The sequence below is a fragment of the Streptomyces sp. NPDC104761 genome (assembly GCF_055583445.1).
In genome coordinates, this window is the sequence record NZ_JBVJNZ010000011.1 from 142,885 (window position 1) to 160,960 (window position 18,076).

General features: G+C 68.8%; 11 protein-coding genes. 3 read left to right on the forward strand and 8 right to left on the reverse strand.

Annotation, left to right across the window (positions count from 1 at the left end):
• Positions 1-50: 50 nt before the first annotated feature.
• From ACZ63F_RS28045 to ACZ63F_RS28065, 5 genes are all read right to left on the reverse strand, one after another.
• Complete coding sequence (locus ACZ63F_RS28045) at positions 51-974, reverse strand: anti-sigma factor family protein (RefSeq protein WP_469714817.1); 924 nt, start codon at positions 972-974, stop codon at positions 51-53.
• The gene (sigM, locus tag ACZ63F_RS28050) at positions 971-1,696 is read right to left on the reverse strand and encodes an RNA polymerase sigma factor SigM (RefSeq protein WP_469714820.1); all 726 of its coding nucleotides are present in this window, start codon (positions 1,694-1,696) and stop codon (positions 971-973) included. The genes ACZ63F_RS28045 and sigM overlap by 4 nt, the downstream gene beginning before the upstream one ends.
• 35 nt (positions 1,697-1,731) lie before the next feature.
• Complete coding sequence (locus tag ACZ63F_RS28055) at positions 1,732-3,456, reverse strand: protein kinase family protein (RefSeq protein WP_469714822.1); 1,725 nt, start codon at positions 3,454-3,456, stop codon at positions 1,732-1,734.
• A gap of 118 nt (positions 3,457-3,574) precedes the next feature.
• A complete protein-coding gene (gene murJ / locus ACZ63F_RS28060; RefSeq protein WP_469714824.1) occupies positions 3,575-5,872 on the reverse strand; it encodes a murein biosynthesis integral membrane protein MurJ in 2,298 nt (765 codons plus the stop codon).
• A 45-nt stretch (positions 5,873-5,917) separates the two neighbouring features.
• Positions 5,918-8,350: a DUF6049 family protein gene (locus tag ACZ63F_RS28065; RefSeq protein ID WP_469714826.1), complete on the reverse strand. Its 2,433-nt coding sequence runs from the start codon at positions 8,348-8,350 to the stop codon at positions 5,918-5,920.
• 288 nt (positions 8,351-8,638) lie between these two features.
• On the opposite strand from ACZ63F_RS28065, the gene ACZ63F_RS28070 reads away from it, so the two are divergent.
• Entirely contained in the window at positions 8,639-10,081 is a 1,443-nt protein-coding gene (locus ACZ63F_RS28070; RefSeq protein ID WP_469714828.1) for a CCA tRNA nucleotidyltransferase, read from the forward strand.
• Between the two features lie 117 nt (positions 10,082-10,198).
• On the opposite strand, the gene ACZ63F_RS28075 is transcribed toward ACZ63F_RS28070, so the two are convergent.
• From ACZ63F_RS28075 to ACZ63F_RS28085, 3 genes are all read right to left on the reverse strand, one after another.
• Positions 10,199-11,473 carry an MFS transporter gene (locus tag ACZ63F_RS28075; RefSeq protein ID WP_469714830.1) on the reverse strand — a complete coding sequence of 425 codons (1,275 nt, stop codon included), beginning with the start codon at positions 11,471-11,473 and terminating at the stop codon, positions 10,199-10,201.
• 139 nt (positions 11,474-11,612) lie between these two features.
• Complete coding sequence (locus ACZ63F_RS28080; RefSeq protein ID WP_469714832.1) at positions 11,613-12,695, reverse strand: inositol-3-phosphate synthase; 1,083 nt, start codon at positions 12,693-12,695, stop codon at positions 11,613-11,615.
• A gap of 43 nt (positions 12,696-12,738) precedes the next feature.
• The gene (locus ACZ63F_RS28085; protein WP_352355804.1) at positions 12,739-13,422 is read right to left on the reverse strand and encodes a PadR family transcriptional regulator; all 684 of its coding nucleotides are present in this window, start codon (positions 13,420-13,422) and stop codon (positions 12,739-12,741) included.
• A gap of 362 nt (positions 13,423-13,784) precedes the next feature.
• Here ACZ63F_RS28085 and ACZ63F_RS28090 point away from each other — a divergent pair, with 362 nt between their 5' ends.
• Together ACZ63F_RS28090 and ACZ63F_RS28095 are read left to right on the forward strand one after the other, a co-directional pair.
• Positions 13,785-16,427, forward strand: coding sequence for a transglycosylase domain-containing protein (locus ACZ63F_RS28090; RefSeq protein ID WP_469714835.1), 2,643 nt, complete (start codon positions 13,785-13,787; stop codon positions 16,425-16,427).
• Positions 16,428-16,558: 131 nt separating this feature from the next.
• On the forward strand, positions 16,559-18,058 hold the full coding sequence (locus ACZ63F_RS28095) for a glycosyltransferase family 87 protein (protein WP_469714837.1): 1,500 nt from the start codon (positions 16,559-16,561) through the stop codon (positions 18,056-18,058).
• The last annotated feature ends 18 nt before the right edge of the window (positions 18,059-18,076 follow it).

Sequence of the window (18,076 nt, forward strand, 5' to 3'; positions counted from 1 at the left end):
CGCCGGAGCAAGAGATGCGTTCTCCGTCTGAGGGCCGTGCCGGCGGACGCTCAGGGACGCGCCAGGGACTCCGTCAGCAGGACCTTGCCGGGAGAGGCGGAGCCCTTGCCGTCACAGGTGGCGTCGACGATGAAGGCCGTGACCCGTGAGGCGTCGGAGGCGTCGGGGAGAACGACGAGGAAGGCGTCCTTCCCCTCGTACGTCCCCTGCTTCGCGCCGATGACATCGCCGTTCTGGCTGATACCTGAACGGACACACGTCGGAACGGGCACCGAGGGCTGGATCCGGGTGGTGTACGGGGTTTCCGTGGAGCCGGCTCCCGAGGGCTGTGACTCGATGCCGAAGGGCTTCTGAGAGCCGCGGGGTGTGTTCGTCCTGGGGCCGAGGAGATCCTGCACCTGGCTCTGGAGAGTGCTCTTGGAGAAGGTCCCGGCAGAGCTGGTCGGCTTGCCCTGCGCGGTCGTCGTACCGTCGCCTCCGAGCGACTGGAGGAAGAACGAACCGGCGCCCAGGACGGCGGCAGTCAGCACAGTGCCCAGGACGATGGTCCGGCGGCGTCGTCCGCGGTCGCGTCCGCGGTCCTTGCGGCCGGGACCCGCGGAGCCGTTCGGTCGTCCGGCGGGGCGGTCTCCCGCGGGCGACGTCTCGCGAGGCGACGTTTCTCGGGGCGACGTTTCTTGGGGCGATGTTTCACGTGAAACATGAGTCACGGGAGCTGCTGCGTCGAGCAGAGCCTCGGCGGCGAGAGCGGCGTCGAGGCGGTCCGCGACGTCGGCCGGCATCTGCGGAGCATCCGGTAGTGCGCCCAGCAGGCCCCGGATCTCCTCCAGCGAGGCGTGGACGTCGGTGCAGAGGTCGCACCCGTCCAGATGCTGTCGTACTTCCTCCGTCCGGGCGGGTGGGAGCAGACCCTCGGTGAGGTCGGAGATCTCCGCGACGTCCGGGTGCCCGGCCGTGTCTGTCGTCGACGTCACGCTCGCCCACCTCCGCCCTTCACTGCGGCTGAATCACTCGGCCCGGTGTCCTGTGGGTCCTCGTTCCGAGGCCCCGCTGCGGGTGGGACGGATGTCCCCTCCGCCCGGTTCCGTGCCCGGGCCGGGTCGTTCTCGTCGGCGGTGTTTTCCGGCCGTAGATGGGTGAGCAGCGGCAGGAGTCTGGCTCTGCCGCGAGCGCAGCGGCTCTTCACCGTCCCGGTGGGGACATCGAGGATCCGGGCCGCCTCGGCGACCGGATAGCCCTGCATGTCGACCAGGACGAGGGCGGCCCGCTGATCGTGGGGCAGGGTGCCGAGGGCTTCGAGGAGCTGGCGATGCAGATCGTTCCGCTCGGCCGGAGCGGAGGCCGATTCATGCGGCTCCAGCAGCTGCTCCAGCCGCTCGGTGTCGTCGACGGGGGCGGTCTTGCGGGAGGCCGCCTTGCGGGCGCGGTCGAGGCAGGCGTTGACCGTGATCCGGTGCAGCCACGTTGTGACGGCCGACTGGCCCCGAAAGGTGTGGGCGGCCCTGTAGGCGGACACGAGGGCGTCCTGGACGGCGTCAGCGGCCTCCTCGCGGTCCCCCAGGGTCCGCAGGGCGACCGCCCAGAGCCGGTCCCGGTGCCGCCGCACGATCTCACCGAAGGCATCGGGGTCGCCTTCCACGTGGCGGGCGAGCAGCTCCTGGTCGCTCACTCCGCCGTATCCGGCCCCCTCCGTCATCTGCCCCCTCCGCCTTCGGTGCCGCCGGTGAGACGTCAGCCGGTGAACTTCACCTCGGTGACGGCCTGCTTGTAGCCGGCCTGTGCGTACGCGTCGGGATCCGCGCCGGAATTCGGCACGGCGGTGATCCACATGAGCACGAACTGGCTCTTCACCTTCTTGCTGACCTTCACCGTGGCGGTGTTCCCGGTGGTGGTGACGCTGCCGATCTTCGTCATCGAGCTGATCGACCCCGGGCTCAGCGAGTCGGCGGCGTACAACGCGACCGTTGTGTGATCGCCAGAGTAGCGAAGGGAGACGGTTCCCGTGGCGAGTTCCTTGGCGGAGCCCAGGTCGTAGACGATTCCCACGCCCGGCTTGTACGGAGCCAGCTCCGGCCCGCTCAGGAAGGTGTTCGTCCTCCAGTAGGTCGAGGTGCTGCCGTCGTACGTCTTGCTGACGTCGTTCGGATGCTGGGCATCGCCCTTGGCGACGTACTCCTGCGCGTCGTGGATCTTTATCGCGGCGGCGGCCGCCGGGCTGGCGGTGTTCTTGTCGCCGTCGTCCGTCGTCTGGGTGTTGGTGGTGTCACCGCCGGACTTGTCGCCCTGGTGCATCAGGGCGTCCGCGAGCTGCCAGCTGCCGAGGCCCAGGGCGGCGATGAGGAGAGCCGAGACGGCCCACTTCAGCGCCTTGCCGGTGCGGCTCTGCAGCGGGGGCGGCGGGGCCTGGATGACCGGCGTCGCGCCGGGCGGCGTGGAGCGGCCGTAGGTGCCCTGCTGGTACGTGGTGCGCTGGTACTCGGGCGGTGCGGTGAACGCGGGCTCCGGCGGGCGGACGCGGGGCATCTCGCCGATCGCCTTCACCAGCTCCTCCGGCGTGGTGCACGCGGACTCGTGGCGGGAGGCGGTGGCGCCGTCGTTGACGAGGGCCCGCATGGCGAGCTCGGACAGGCCGCGGTGGACACCGGCACGCACCTGGTCGGGTGCGATCAGGCCGACGTCCTTGGGCAGCCCGGCCAGCCCGTAGGCGTCGCTCTCGTACGGCCAGCGCTGGGTCAGCGCCGCGTACAGCAGTGCGCCGATCGCCTCGGTGTCGGTGCGCTGGGGGGTGTCGGAACTGATACCGCGCAGGGCCGCGTTCACCGCGAGGCCGCGGATGCGCCACTGCCCGGTGGAGGTGCGCAGCACGGCGTTCGGGTTCAGGCGGAGATGAGCCAGTCCCTCGCGATGCGCGGCCGCCATGGCGGAGGCGACCTGACTGACCATCTGGTAGGCGTCGTGCGGCTCCAGTGGTCCGGCCGCGAGCAGCGGGGTCAGTTCGGTGGCGTCCGGCAGCCACTCGTGGACGACGTAGACGAGGTCGTTCTCCTCGACGGCGTCCAGGACCTGGACGAAGCGCGGATCGCCGAGCAGCGCGGCGGACCGGGCGGCGGCCAGCACCGCGCGGGTCCGCGGATGGTCGGAGGGCAGGATGTGGACGCCTACGGCACGGCGAAGTTTCTCGTCGACCGCACGCCAACTGCTGAATCCGTCCAGACGGGTGACGCACTCCTCAAGACGGTAGCGTCTGGCGAGCTTGTGCCCGCTGTGCAGTTCGGGGGGCGCGGCCTGCTTCTCAGCACCCGCGGCCATGCCGTTTCCCTGTGCTTCGTCGCTGTCCGTGTCCCGCTCCGGGTTCTTGGCCACCCCGTCGGCCGTGGACTGGTCCGCCTTGGCGGTCAGCGGCTTGTCACCGCTGTTGTCTGCCACGTCGACGGCAGCCGTGCTCCGTTCCGCCACCGTCGTCCCTGCCTCCCCATCCGTTGCACGCTGTCCGACGCCGAAACCAATTGTGCCCACAGTCCCCCGCTATGCACGACACGCGGCGGCGAACGATGGTTGTGCGCTTACCCCCGTCTCAGCGACCCAGACGCCCGCGCACCATACCCACGAGGGAGTTGAGCTCCTCGATGCGCATGCGGCGCGCGGCGACGTAGAAGACGCCGAGCAGGACCGCCCCGCCGGCCAGCAGCGAGGCGAAGGAACCGATCACGCCCTGGCCCAGGGTGTGGCCGATGCCGTAGCAGGCCGCACCACTGAGCAGCGCGGCCGGTACGGACGCGATGCAGAGCCTGGCATAGGTGCGGGTGACGCGGGAGCCGTCCAGGTCGCCGCCGAGCCGCTTGCGCAGCCGCCGCCAGGCCACTCCGACGCCGATCGCGTAGGCCAGGCCGTAGGAGGCCGCCATGCCGGCCACCGCCCAGCGGGCCGGGAGCAGCACGTAACAGGCGACCGAGGCACCTGCGTTGACCGCCGCGACGATGACCGTGTTGTAGAAGGGGGTGCGGGTGTCTTCGTAGGCGTAGAAGGCGCGCAGAACGACGTACTGCACCGAGTAGGGGATCAGGCCGAGGGCGAAGGCCATCAGCATGAATCCCATGTTGGTGGCTTCGCTGATGCCCGAGGAGCCGAAGATCAGGGTGCACATCGGCACGCCGAGGGCCAGGAAGCCGAAGGAGATGGGGACGATCGCGACGGCGGTCGTCCTGAGGCCCTGCGAGATGTCGTCGCGGACGGCGCCCGTGTCGTTCTCAGCGGCCGAGCGGGAGATCCGCGGCAGCAGGGCGGCCATCAGGGAGACGGTGATGATGGCCTGCGGCAGGCCCCAGATCAGCTGGGCGTTGGCGTAGGCGGCGAAGCCGGTGCCGTCGATCGGGGAGCTCTTGCCGGCCGAGGTCGACAGCTGGGAGACGACGAGCGCGCCCGCCTGGTTGGCGAGGACGAACAGCACGGTCCACTTGGCGAGGGTCGCGGCCTTGCCGAGGCCGTGGCCCCGCCAGTCGAAGCGCAGCCGCAGCCGGAACCCGGTCTCGCGCAGGTAGGGGATCATCGCCAGGGCCTGGACCACGAGGCCGAGCAGCACGCCGAGGCCGAGCAGCCGCTGGCCCTCCGGCGGAATGTTCGTGACCTTCATGCCGGAGTGTGCGGCGGTGCCGTAGACCCAGATGAACAGGCCGAGGGTGACGATGATGACGATGTTGTTGAGGACGGGGGTCCACATCATCGCGCCGAACTTGCCGCGCGCGTTGAGGATCTGACCCATCACCACGTGGATGCCCATGAAGAAGATCGAGGGCAGGAAGTAGCGGACGAAGGTGATGCCGACCTGGTTGGCCGCCGGGTCGCTGGCGACCGAGTCGGACAGCAGGCGGATGAGGAGGGGCGCGGCCGCGATGGTGGCCGCGGTGAGCAGTCCCAGCGCCACCATGACGAGGGTCAGCAGGCGGTTGGCGAAGGCCTCACCGCCGTCGTCGTCCTCCTTCATGGCTCGCACCAGCTGCGGCACGAAGACGGAGTTGAGGCCGCCGCCGACGGTCAGGATGTAGATCATCGTCGGCAGCTGGTAGGCGACCTGGAAGGTGTCGCCGAGCAGGCCGACGCCCAACGCGGAGACGATCAGTGCGGAGCGGACGAAGCCGGTGAGGCGGGAGACCATCGTGCCCGCCGCCATGACGGCGCTCGACTTGAGCAGGCCCGCGGCCTTTCCGCCCTTCTTCGCGGGGGCGGGCGGCGGGGCCGCGGCGGGTACGGCACCGAGGTTCAGGGTCTGGTCGACCGCGGCCGTCGGAGCGGCCGGTGGCGTCGGTGCCTGGTACGGCGGCACCTGGGCGGGCCCTCCCGGGGCGGCCGTCGGACCCGGTACCGACGGGGGCTCCGGCGGCCGCTGGCCGCCGCCCTGCTGCGGGTCCCGGTAGCCGCTCTGCTGCTGATCGCGGAAGAGATGCGCGAAGGCGTCCGGCTCGTGACGCTCCTCACCGGAGTGCGAGACCAGGTCGTCCACGCCCACGTACTGGGTCGTGCGCGGGTTGTCGCCGTACGGCAGGTACTGGCTCGGGCTGTCCGGTTCCGGCGCCGGGGTCTGGGCCCACACCTGCGGGTCGGGGGCGTAGGGCGACTGGGGGGGCTGGCCGTACAGGGGCTGCTGCGGGTAGCTGCCCGGAGCCGGCGGGGGGTGCGCAGCACGGTCGTAGAGTGCCTCGGCGACCGGGTCCTGGGCGGAGAGGTCGCGTGCCCGGTAGGGGTCCTGGTCGTAGGCGTCCTGGAGGTACATGTCAGCCGCGTGCTGCGGCGGGACCTGGCCGGGCTCCGGCGGCGGTTCGGGGTAGCCCGAACCGGCCGCGCCCTGGCCGCTTTCACCGTTGTACGGCGCGTTCATGGTTACCCCACCTCATCGTCCCGGGCCCACCGGCCACGACATCGCTCAACGGTCCACTCTCTCACCCGTCTCGGACGGGTCGGCGCTTTCCGGGGCGGTGTCCGGTGTCGGGTCACTCGGCTGCTCCGGGTCGTCTTCCCGGGGCCGGGCGACGGATTCCTCCTGGAGACGATCCTCACGGGCGGCGGGGTTCCCCGGACCGTCTGCGTCCTCGGTGTCCCCTGGGTTCGCGGCCTGCGAGGTGCCGGGAGCCTCCGGGTCGCCGGGGGTCTCCGGAGTGCCCTTGCCCTCCGCGTCGGGGCCGTCCTCTTCGGCCCGCCGGGCGGCCGCCCGCTTGCGCTGGGTGTACATCCGGAAGCCGGCGAGCACCAGCAGCAGCACGCCGCCGCCGATGACCAGCATCACCGTCGGGGTGACCTCGGTGACCTTCACGTCGAACCTGACGGGCGCGCCGTACTCCTGCCCGTCCTCGGTGTAGAGCTGGGCGGTGACCTCGACCCGGCCGTTGGCGTTGGCCGAGGTGGAGAACTTCACGGACTGGCTGTGGCCGCCGGAGACCTCGACCTGCTGCTCGTAGTAGGGCTTGCCGCCGATCTCCAGCCGGGTCGGCATGGTCGAGGTGAGCCGCAGCACGAGGTGGTCGACACCCTGTACCAGGTTGTTCTGGACGGTCACCGGGATGGTGGCGCTGCGGCCGGAGAGCTTGGTCTCGGACTTGTCGATCAGCTTGACCTGGCTGGTGAGGTCGTCGAGCCAGGACTCCACGCTCGTGCGGAAGCTGTCCGCCTCACTGCCGCGGCCCCGCCACGACGTGGTCATCTCGCGGTTTATGGCCCGCCCGAAGGGGGTCACCACCCGGGACTCGTCGGTGAGGATCACCTGGAAGTTGTCGAGCTTGTCCTGCGTGCGGGCGATCTGCTCGAAGGCCGTCCGGGGCAGCTCCTGCCTGCGCAGCGCGGAGGGGTACGCGGACGACGAGGGGATCTTGGTGGTCGCGCCGGGATCGGGCTTGGCCTTGGCGGCCGCCTCCAGATCCTGGGACTGCGACCAGTTGCTGTCCTGCAGTGCGGTGATCGCCGTCGCCATCGCCTCGGCCTGGCTGGTCGACGGCATTCGCTGCGGCGCGATGACGATACTGCGCTGTTGTCCGGTCTGGGTGTTCAGCGCCAGGCTCTGGGCGAGGAACTGCTGCACCGCGAGCGTCGACGAGTCGGCATCCGTGAGATCGCCCTGGAACGCCGTGGACAGCCGCGCGTCGGCGACCACGGCCGTCGTGCCGCCTCCGATCGGACGCGCTGCCGACGGCGTGTACGTCAGCCCGCCGGTCTCCTGGAGGCTGTCGCTGCGGGCGATCACCTTGTCGGCACCGGCCGAGGTGGCGACCTTGATGATCGAGGGGTCGACGGCGCCGTTCACGGGCCATGCGAAGTCGGTGTTCGGTGTGACATGGAGCACCGTCTTCACGGTGGTGGAGGCGACCTCTGTGGCGTCCTTGAGGTGGCTCAGCGAGCCGGTCACGCTGGTGCCGTTGTGGGCGAGGGAGGCCAGGTCCGGGTCGGCGAAGGGGAGGGCCACCACCTCCTTGTCCGCCACGGCGTCCTGCAGGTCGGCCAGGAACTGCTTGGCCACCGCCTGATGGGTGCCGGCGGTGGTGGTGTCGCCGGCGCCCTGGAGCCGGTAGTTGCGCGTCATCGCGTCCACGGAGGCCAGCAGGTCCGGATCGATGACCCAGGTCACGTCGAGGTCCTTGCCGAGCGCCAGCATCTGGGCCAGCCGGCCACCGGGCGCGATCTCCTTGGCGAGGTCGTCGTTCTGGAAGACCGGCGTCTGCAGTTCGCCGGCGCCCGTCTTCGCCGTCACGTGGACGGTGGAGATCAGCGGCCAGAGGTACGTCGTCTTCGTCTTCGTGTCGGCCTCGGAGGACTGCCACGGCAGGAACGTCCGCCGGATGCCGAGGACCTGGTCCCACTGCTGCGCGGAGGTCTTGCCGGAGACCGAGACGCCGAACTGGTACACGCCGTCCTGGCCGAGGTCCAGCTTGTCGACCGGCACGGAGATGCTGAAGTGCTCGGCGACCCCTGGCGGGAGCGAGTCGAAGTCCTCGGTGTACTTGTCGCCGACCTCGGTGCCCAGGGCCGACTGGAGGTCGTCGGAGTGCCGGGCGGCCGTGTCGATCTCCGAGCGCGTGCTGAGCAGGGCGCCCGTCCGCAGGTCCACGTGGGCGTCCGAGACGGCCTGCTTGCCGTTGTTGGTCACCGTGCCGGAGACCGTCAGCGTGTCCCCGTCCGTGGGGGCGCTGGGGCTCAGGGAGTCCAGGGCGACGGACACGGTGTCCGACCCGGCAGCCTGTGCCGGTACCGCCGCGGGCAACTGCATCAGTCCGGCCAGCAGGGGCGCACCCGCGAGCAGTGCCCCGGTGCGCCGCAACCAGCGGCGGGCAGGTGAGGGCGTCCCCTGGATGTCTGCCGCCTCGGCCACGCGCTCGTCCGTCCCTCGTCGTCGTCAGTGGTCGTCGGAATGTGCGTCCACGCATGGTAACGAGGTGCGCTGAACGGAAGTGCCGCGGTCTGCCTCACAAGATCGGGAGAGGAGAGCGGACCGTCCCCTATATCCAGTATCGCCGTGAGACTCGTTTAAGCGGCGAAAGCTGTGCTTGTGCGGGTACGGAGTGAGGTGTCCCACTCTCCGCACAGGGAGGCTTCACACGGGGCGCTGCCGGAATATGGCGGCGCTTCGGACCGGCTGGGGCACGTACCCTGTTCTGTTGTGCCGAACGCCAATGAAGACACTCCCACTGTCCTGAGCCAGGCGCAGCAGCGCGCGGTGAGCGAACTGCTGCGGGTGGCGCCGGTCGCTGACGACCTCGCCCGCCGATTCGAGGAGGCCGGGTTCTCCCTCGCCCTGGTCGGCGGCTCGGTTCGGGACGCGTTGCTGGGCAGGCTCGGCAACGACCTGGACTTCACGACCGACGCCCGTCCCGAGGACGTACTGAAGATCGTCCGGCCCTGGGCGGACGCCGTCTGGGAGGTCGGGATCGCCTTCGGCACGGTCGGTGCGCAGAAGCAGGGTTACCAGATCGAGGTCACCACCTACCGCTCCGAGGCCTACGACCGCACCTCGCGCAAGCCCGAGGTGTCGTACGGGGACTCCATCGAGGAGGACCTCGTCCGCCGTGACTTCACGGTCAACGCGATGGCGGTGGCGCTGCCGCAGAAGGAGTTCATCGACCCCCACGGCGGTCTGGAAGACCTCGCACTGCGCGTGCTGCGCACCCCGGGGACGCCCGAGGAGTCCTTCTCGGACGATCCGCTGCGGATGATGCGGGCCGCCCGCTTCGCCGCGCAGCTCGACTTCGAGGTGGCCCCCGAGGTCGTCGCGGCGATGAAGGACATGGCCGGCCGTCTGGAGATCGTCTCGGCCGAGCGGGTCCGGGACGAGCTCAACAAACTGATCCTCTCGGCCCACCCCCGCAAGGGGCTGACCCTGCTCGTCGACACCGGTCTCGCCGACCACGTCCTGCCCGAGCTGCCCGCACTGCGCCTGGAGCGTGACGAGCACCACCGGCACAAGGACGTCTACGACCACACGCTGATCGTCCTGGAACAGGCCATGGCGCTGGAGGAGAACGGCCCCGACCTGACCCTCCGGCTCGCCGCCCTGATGCACGACATCGGCAAGCCGCGCACGCGTCGCTTCGAGAGCGACGGCAGGGTCTCGTTCCACCACCACGAGGTGGTCGGGGCGAAGATGACCAAGAAGCGCATGACGGCCCTGAAGTACTCCAACGAACTGGTGAAGGATGTCTCGCAGCTGGTCGAACTCCATCTGCGCTTCCACGGCTACGGAACCGGGGAGTGGACGGACTCGGCGGTCCGCCGCTACGTCCGCGACGCGGGCCCGCTGCTGAACCGCCTGCACAAGCTCACCCGGTCCGACTGCACCACCCGCAACAAGCGGAGGGCCGCGGCTCTCTCCCGTGCGTACGACGGCCTGGAACAGCGCATCGCCGAACTTCAGGAGAAAGAGGAACTCGACGCGATCCGTCCGGACCTCGACGGCAACCAGATCATGGAGATCCTGGGTATCCGCCCCGGTCCGGAGGTCGGTAAGGCGTACAAGCACATGCTGGAGCTTCGGCTGGAGAACGGGCCTATGGGGCACGACGCAGCGGTGACCGCGCTCAAGGAGTGGTGGGCCGCGCAAGGCTGAGGGGGTACAGCGGGGTCATGTTTCACGTGAAACATGACCCCGCTGTGACGCAACGAGGGGCGATGTTTCACGTGAAACATCGCCCCTCTTCACTCTTCACTGTGGAGCTGCGTGATCCTACTGCGGCCGGCGGTCGCGCTCGAAGCGGGTCATGGCCGCAGCAACCACTGCGTAGACGAGGGCGACCGTGATGACGAGCGTCGCGGAGCGGCCGTCCGGCGGAAGCATCAGCGCGGCTACCGCGGCTGCCCCGACAAAGGCGACGTTGAAGAGCACGTCGTAGACGGAGAAGATCCGGCCGCGGAAGCCGTCGTCGACGGACGACTGGACGAGGGTGTCCGTGGCGATCTTCGCGCCCTGGGTGATGAGCCCCAGGACGAAGGCGGCGACGAGCATGGGGACGGTCGTGAACGGGAGGCCCAGGGCGGGCTCCAGCACGGCGGCCGACGCAGCGCATACGACGATCCAGCGGCCGGGGCCGAGCCGCCCCGCGGCCCATGGCGTCACCACGGCGGCGGCGAAGAAACCCGCGCCGGAGACGCCCAGGGCCAGCCCCAGCAAGCCGAGTCCGTCGTCCGGGTCCGAGGAGAGGGTGTATCGGCAGAGCATCAGCACCAGGACGAGCAGTGCGCCGTAGCAGAAGCGCATCGCCGTCATGCTGACCAGAGCCCAGGCCGCCTCACGGCGGCCCGGTGCGCCGAGATGCCGGATCGCCTCCAGCAGGTCGCGTGCCGTGGTGATCACGGCCGCGCCCAGGCTCGGCTGAGTCGGATGCCGGTCCGGGCCGAGGAGGTCGGGGGCCATGGCCAGAGAGGCGAACGCCGCGCCCAGGTACAACGTGGCGCCCAGCAATACCACCGCGGCATCGGAATCGGAGGCCACCAGCCGTACGGCGAAAGCAAGGCCGCCGCCGGCGGTCGCGGCCAGAGTGCCGGCGGTCGGGGAGAGGGAGTTGGCGAGCACCAGCCGGTCGGTGTCGACCACCCGTGGCAGCGCGGCGGACAGGCCGGAGAGGACGAAGCGGTTGACGGCCGTGACACACAGGGCGGAGGCGTAGAAGAGCCAGTCGGGGACTTGGCTGACCATGAGGACCGCGGTGGCCGCCGCCAGCAGGGCACGCACCAGATTGCCGTAGAGGAAGATCTGGCGGCGGCGCCAGCGATCCAGCAGGACGCCGGCGAAGGGGCCCACGAGGGAGTACGGGAGGAGCAGGACGGCCATGGCCGAGGCGATCGCGGCCGGTGAGGTCTGCTTCTCCGGGGAGAAGACGACGTAGGCGGCGAGGGCGATCTGGTAGACGCCGTCGGCTCCCTGGGAGAGCAGGCGTATGAGGAGGAGACGGCGGAAGTTCCGCAGGCGCAGCAGGACACGCAGGTCGCGGACGACGGGCATGGGGCACAGCCTCACATATGGGGCCCCGCACAGGAGAAGGGTCCCCGGATCGAATGACCCGGGGACCCTTCTGAGCCCTGGCAGGAGCGTTTTTTGCGAGCTTGAGCTGTGGAGCTTCAGTGCCCGGCGGTGTTCCGGGTCAGCGCTCGACGTCGCCGCGGATGAACTTCTCGACGTTCTCGCGGGCCTCGTCGTCGAAGTACTGGACCGGCGGGGACTTCATGAAGTAGCTGGACGCGGAGAGGATCGGGCCGCCGATGCCGCGGTCCTTGGCGATCTTCGCGGCGCGGAGGGCGTCGATGATCACACCGGCCGAGTTCGGGGAGTCCCAGACCTCGAGCTTGTACTCCAGGTTCAGCGGGACGTCACCGAAGGCGCGGCCTTCCAGGCGGACGTAGGCCCACTTGCGGTCGTCGAGCCAGGCGACGTAGTCGGACGGGCCGATGTGGACGTTCTTCTCACCGAGGTCCCGGTCGGGGATCTGGGAGGTGACGGCCTGCGTCTTGGAGATCTTCTTGGACTCCAGACGCTCACGCTCCAGCATGTTCTTGAAGTCCATGTTGCCGCCGACGTTCAGCTGCATCGTGCGGTCCAGGATGACGCCCCGGTCCTCGAACAGCTTCGCCATGACGCGGTGCGTGATGGTCGCGCCGACCTGCGACTTGATGTCGTCACCGACGATCGGCACACCGGCCTCGGTGAACTTGTCGGCCCACTCCTTGGTGCCGGCGATGAAGACCGGAAGGGCGTTGACGAAGGCGACCTTGGCGTCGATGGCGCACTGGGCATAGAACTTCGCCGCGTCCTCAGAACCGACGGGCAGGTAGCAGACGAGGACGTCGACCTGCTTGTCCTTGAGGATCTGGACGACGTCGACCGGCTCGGCCTCGGACTCCTCGATGGTCAGGCGGTAGTACTTGCCGAGACCATCGAGGGTGTGGCCGCGCTGGACGGTGACACCGGTGCTGGGCACGTCGCAGATCTTGATGGTGTTGTTCTCGGAGGCGCCGATGGCGTCCGCCAGGTCAAGGCCGACCTTCTTGGCGTCCACGTCGAACGCAGCGACGAACTCCACGTCCTTGACGTGGTAGTCGCCGAACTGCACGTGCATCAGGCCGGGGACCTTGGACGCCGGGTCGGCGTCCTTGTAGTACTCGACGCCCTGCACCAGCGATGCGGCGCAGTTGCCCACGCCGACGATGGCTACGCGAACCGAACCCATTCCGGTTGCTCCCTGTGTGTACGAGTGAGGCCCTGAGCGGGTCTCACGTGGCGGTGTCGTCGGACGCATCCGGCCGGAGGGAATCTCCGGACCGGGGCAGGGCGCCCGGCGCTCCATTGTTGGTGTTCTGCTGAGCGGACCCCCCGGAGGCAGGACCCTTCAGGTCCCGTCCGGCCCGCTCGCTCTCGATGAGCTCGTTCAGCCAGCGCACTTCGCGCTCCACGGACTCCATCCCGTGGCGCTGGAGCTCAAGCGTGTAGTCGTCGAGGCGCTCCCGGGTCCGCGCCAGCGAGGCGCGCATCTTCTCCAGGCGCTCCTCCAGCCGGCTGCGGCGGCCCTCCAGCACGCGCATCCGCACATCCCGCGAGGTCTGCCCGAAGAAGGCGAACCGTGCCGCGAAGTGCTCGTCCTCGTAAGCGTCGGGGCCGGTCTGGGACAGGAGCTCCTCGAAGTGCTCCTTACCTTCGGCCGTCAACCGGTAGACGATCTTGGCGCGGCGGCCGGCGAGCGGCGCGGCGAGAGCATCCTCGGCGGTACTACCCGGTTCCTCGATCAACCAGCCGTTGGTGACCAGCGTCTTGAGGCAGGGATAGAGCGTTCCATAGCTGAACGCGCGGAACACGCCGAGTGATGTGTTGAGCCGTTTCCGCAGCTCATAGCCGTGCATCGGGGACTCGCGGAGCAGGCCGAGGACGGCGAACTCAAGGATGCCGGAACGCCGGCTCATGGTCGCCTCCTCTCGTCTTCGGCTTGCTTATCTCGCTCTGATGTATCGACTCGATACATCCCGACGATAGATCGGCTTTCCCTCTGCGACAAGAGGAACGACGGTGAACGGGATCACATCACCGATTCGTTGGAGGCAACTTGCCTGATTTGGGGTGAACTTCGGGGCTCGGCGGGTTTTGTTGGTGCGTAGTCTGTGCGGCATGCACACCACCGGGAACCAAGTGACGCCAGGGGGGCGTCCACGTCCTCGGTGCCGTACGGGTGAATGCAGGACCGACCACATCCGTATGTCGGGGGGACCGGAAATCAGCCGCCGTTCCAGGCGCCCACGGGTGCGCCTGCCCGAGGAGTAATCGTTCGATGAGCGAGCACCGTCGCAAACCGCCGCCGCCGCAGGGAGGCGGACGTGCCGCGGCCCGACGCGGCCAGTCCGGACCGTCCTCCGGCCGCCGCGCGGCACCGCGAGGCGCCACCGGGTCGCCTTCCGACTCCTATGGGTCCAGTTCCTATGGGTCGGACGCTGGCTCGGGAGGTGAGGAGCGCCCGTACGGTGGCCGTGCCGAGGCCCGCCGTGCGGCGCAGAGAAGTACGGGAAACAGCCGCCGCAGAACCGCCGACAACGGAGGGCGCGGTCCGGGTGGTCCTGCCGGGCCCGGGCGTGGCAGAGGCCGGGCGTCGACGGCGCCCGGCAAGAAGCGCCTGATCGACTACCCCAGGGCGAACAGGTTCGGCTGGCGCCGCTGGGTCCCCTCCTGGAAACTCGTCTCCGGGCTGTGCATCACCTTCTTCGGCAGCCTGGTGGCGCTGGTCGGTGTCAGCTACGCCATGGTGGGCGTCCCGAACGAGAACACGGCGGCACAGTCCCAGAACAACGTCTACTACTGGGCCGACGGCAAGCAGATGGTCGCGACGGGCACCGGTGTCAACCGGCAGAACGTCAACATCGCCGAGATCCCCAAAGCCATGCAGAACGCCGTGATCTCGGCGGAGAACAAGAGCTTCTACACGGATCCGGGCGTCGACTTCAAGGGCATCGCCCGCGCGCTCGTCAACATGGCCCAGGGCGGTGAGACGCAGGGTGGTTCGACGATCACCCAGCAGTTCGTCAAGAACACCTACCTCAGCCAGGACCAGACGCTCACCCGCAAGTTCAAGGAGATGTTCATCTCCATCAAGGTCGGCACGAAGTTCACGAAGCCGCAGATCCTCCAGGGCTACCTGAACACCTCGTACTTCGGCCGCGGCGCATACGGCATCCAGGCCGCCGCGCAGACCTACTACGGCGTGGACGCGAAGGACCTCACCCCGAGCCAGTGTGCCGTCCTGGCGGCTCTGCTCAAGGGTGCGACGTACTACGACCCCGCGGGCAACCCGGACATCGATCCTGCCGCCTCCCAGAAGGCCAATTACCAGCGCTCTCACGACCGTTGGGCCTGGATCCTCGAGGAGATGCACAAGGACCAGCACCTCACCGATGCCGAGTACCAGACGGCCATCAAGAAGTACCCGATGCCCCAGGGCCGCAAGGCGGTCAAGGGCATGACCGGGCAGATCAGCTACCTCGCCGACACGGCCAAGAAGTACGTCCTCGCGCACTCCAACATCACGGAGACGCAGTTCGACCAGGGCGGCTTCCAGATCTATACGACCTTCGACAAGGACAAGGTCAACGCGTTGAGCGCGGCCGTGGAGAAGGTCCAGAAGGCGAGGCTGGATCCGAAGAACCGGGAGAAGGACAAGTACGTCCAGTTCGGTGCCGCGTCGGTGGTGCCCAACGACGGCAAGATCGTCGCCCTGTACGGCGGCGCCGGCTACGAGAACAACCACTTCACCAACAACGCCGACACCTCAGGTGTCCCCGTCGGTTCGACGTGGAAGCCGTTCGTCCTGGCCGCCGCCATGCAGTACGGCACGTACAAAACCTCCCCCGAAGGGGTCTCGCCGCTGAGCAAGTACAACGGCAACGACCATCTCAAGGTCAGTAACGAGGACGGCAGCTACGTCCTGAACAAGGACGGCTCGACGTTCTTCCAGAACAACGAGAGCAACTATCGCTGGGGGTACATCACCCTGCGCAAGGCGATGGAGCAGTCGATCAACACGCCGTTCGTGCAGCTCGGCTGGGATGTCGGCATGTCGAAGGTGCGGGATGTCGCCAGCCGGTCCGGCATCCTGGACAGCAGCTTCGCGACTCTCAACCCGTCCTTCGCTCTCGGTACGTCGACTCCGAGCGCGATCCGCATGGCCGACGCCTATGCGACCTTCGCGGCGTCCGGCAAGCACGCGGATCCCTACTCGGTGACCGAGGTCAAGCAGGACGGGCAGGACCTGCAGGGCTTCAGCAAGCCGAAGGTCACGACGGCGATGCCCGAGGACGTCGCGAACAACGTGACGGACACGCTGGAGAACGTCATCCAGAACGGTACGGGTACCAATGCCAAGGCCCTGGGCCGTACGGCGGCGGGCAAGACCGGTACCACCGACAGCAACAAGTCGGCCTGGTTCGTCGGCTACACCCAGCAGCTGGCCACGTCGGTCGCCATGTTCCGTGAGAATCCCAAGGACGCCGAACTGCTCTCCATGAACGGCACCGCCGGCGTGGCGTCCATCCACGGTGGTGACATCCCGACCTCGGTGTGGACCGAGTACATGAAGGCCGCGCTGAAGGGCAAGAACGACCTGGGCTTCCCCGAGGCGACCAAGATCGGTCAGATCGCCGACGAGGCCGGGGCTCCTTCCCCGACGCCGTCTCCCAGCATCACGCCGAGCGAGACGCCCACCGAGACGCCGAGCGCCACTCCGAGCGAGACGATCGCCCCCCCGTCGCCCACGGTGACGGAGACCTGCCGGTTCGCCTGGAACTGCTCGACCGGCGGTGGTAACACTGGCGGCAGCACGTCGGGTACGACGTCCTCGCCCTCAGCTACGGATACGACCGGGGTGGGCAACAACGGAGGCAATGCCAACGGCGGAGGGAACTTCTTCGGCGGATCAACCGGCTAGCCGCGCGGTCTGACCGGCTGGTGACCATTTCGCCCGCCGAAGTCTGTTTCACGTGAAACGTGGGCCGTCGCACCCGGTGAGGTGCGGCGGCCCTCGGCGTATTCCTAGAGAGGTGCGGCAGGATGGGCCCCATGCCCAGTGCAGAGACGACGCCCGCGGGCGTGCGCGAGCCGGATCCGGTGCGGCCGACCAGGGAAGACGAGGTCGCCGCGGCCGGGAGTGAGCTGATCGGCGGCCCCATCGGGCGGCGTGCCCTGCTCGGCACGTCCTGGTGGACGCCGCTCAGGGTGGTCGTCATCGTGGCGGTCGGGATGTTCGCCCTCGGCATGGTGCAGAAGCTGCCCTGCTATGACAGCGGCTGGTTCTTCGGCGCGAGCTCCCAGTACACCCATGCCTGCTACTCGGACATTCCGCACCTCTACCAGGGACGCGGTTTCGCCGACGGTCTGGTGCCGTACTTCGACAAGCTTCCGGGCGATATGGACTACCTCGAATACCCGGTGCTGACCGGTGTGTTCATGGAGGTGGCCGCCTGGCTCACGCCCGGCAGCGGCAGCATCATGCTCCAGGAGCAGGTGTACTGGTTCGTCAACGCCGGGATGCTGATGCTGTGCGCCGCGGTCATCGCGGTGTGCGTGGTCCGTACGCATCGCCGCCGCCCCTGGGACGGGCTGCTGGTCGCCCTCGCGCCTGCCTTCGCCCTGACCGCCACCATCAACTGGGACCTCCTGGCGGTCGCTCTGACGGCCGCGGCGATGCTGATGTGGTCCCGGAGCCGTCCGCTCGCCTTCGGCGTCCTCCTGGGGCTCGCCACAGCCGCCAAGCTGTACCCCGTGTTCCTGCTGGGGCCGCTGTTCCTGCTGTGCTGGCGCGCGGGCAAGTGGCGGGAGTTCTTCGTTGCCACAGGCGGTGCGGTGGCCGCCTGGCTCGTCGTGAACCTGCCGGTGATGATCTTCGCGTTCGACGGCTGGTCGAAGTTCTACACGTTCAGCCAGGAGCGGGGCGTCGACTTCGGTTCCTTCTGGCTGATCTGGGCGCAGAACACGACCACTCCGCCCAGCACCGACTTCGTGAACACCGCTGCCACGGTCCTGGTGCTGCTCTGTTTCCTGGGCATCGCCGCCCTGGCCCTCACCGCCCCGCGCCGGCCGCGCTTCGCCCAGCTGGCCTTCCTGGTGGTGGCGGCCTTCATCCTCACCAACAAGGTCTACTCCCCGCAGTACGTGCTGTGGCTGGTGCCGCTGGCCGTCCTTGCCCGGCCCAAGTGGCGGGACTTCCTGATCTGGCAGGCGTGCGAGGTGGCGTACTTCCTGGGGATCTGGATGTACCTCGCGTACACGACCAGCGGAGACGCCCACAAGGGGCTGCCGACCGATGGCTACCACTGGGCCATCGCGGTGCACCTGCTGGGCACGCTCTACCTGTGCGGCATGGTCGTGCGCGACATCCTCATGCCCGAGCGGGACGTGGTGCGCCGCGGCGGGGAGGACGATCCCTCCGGTGGGGTGCTGGACGGTGCGGAGGACGTCTTCGTGCTTGGCGCGGCGGCCCGTCCCCCGCGCCACGCGGCCCACTTCGAGGGGCCGCAGGTGGAATGGGGAAGCCGGTCCTCCGAGGATGGTTCGCTCTGAGCGAACGCCCCGGGTCCT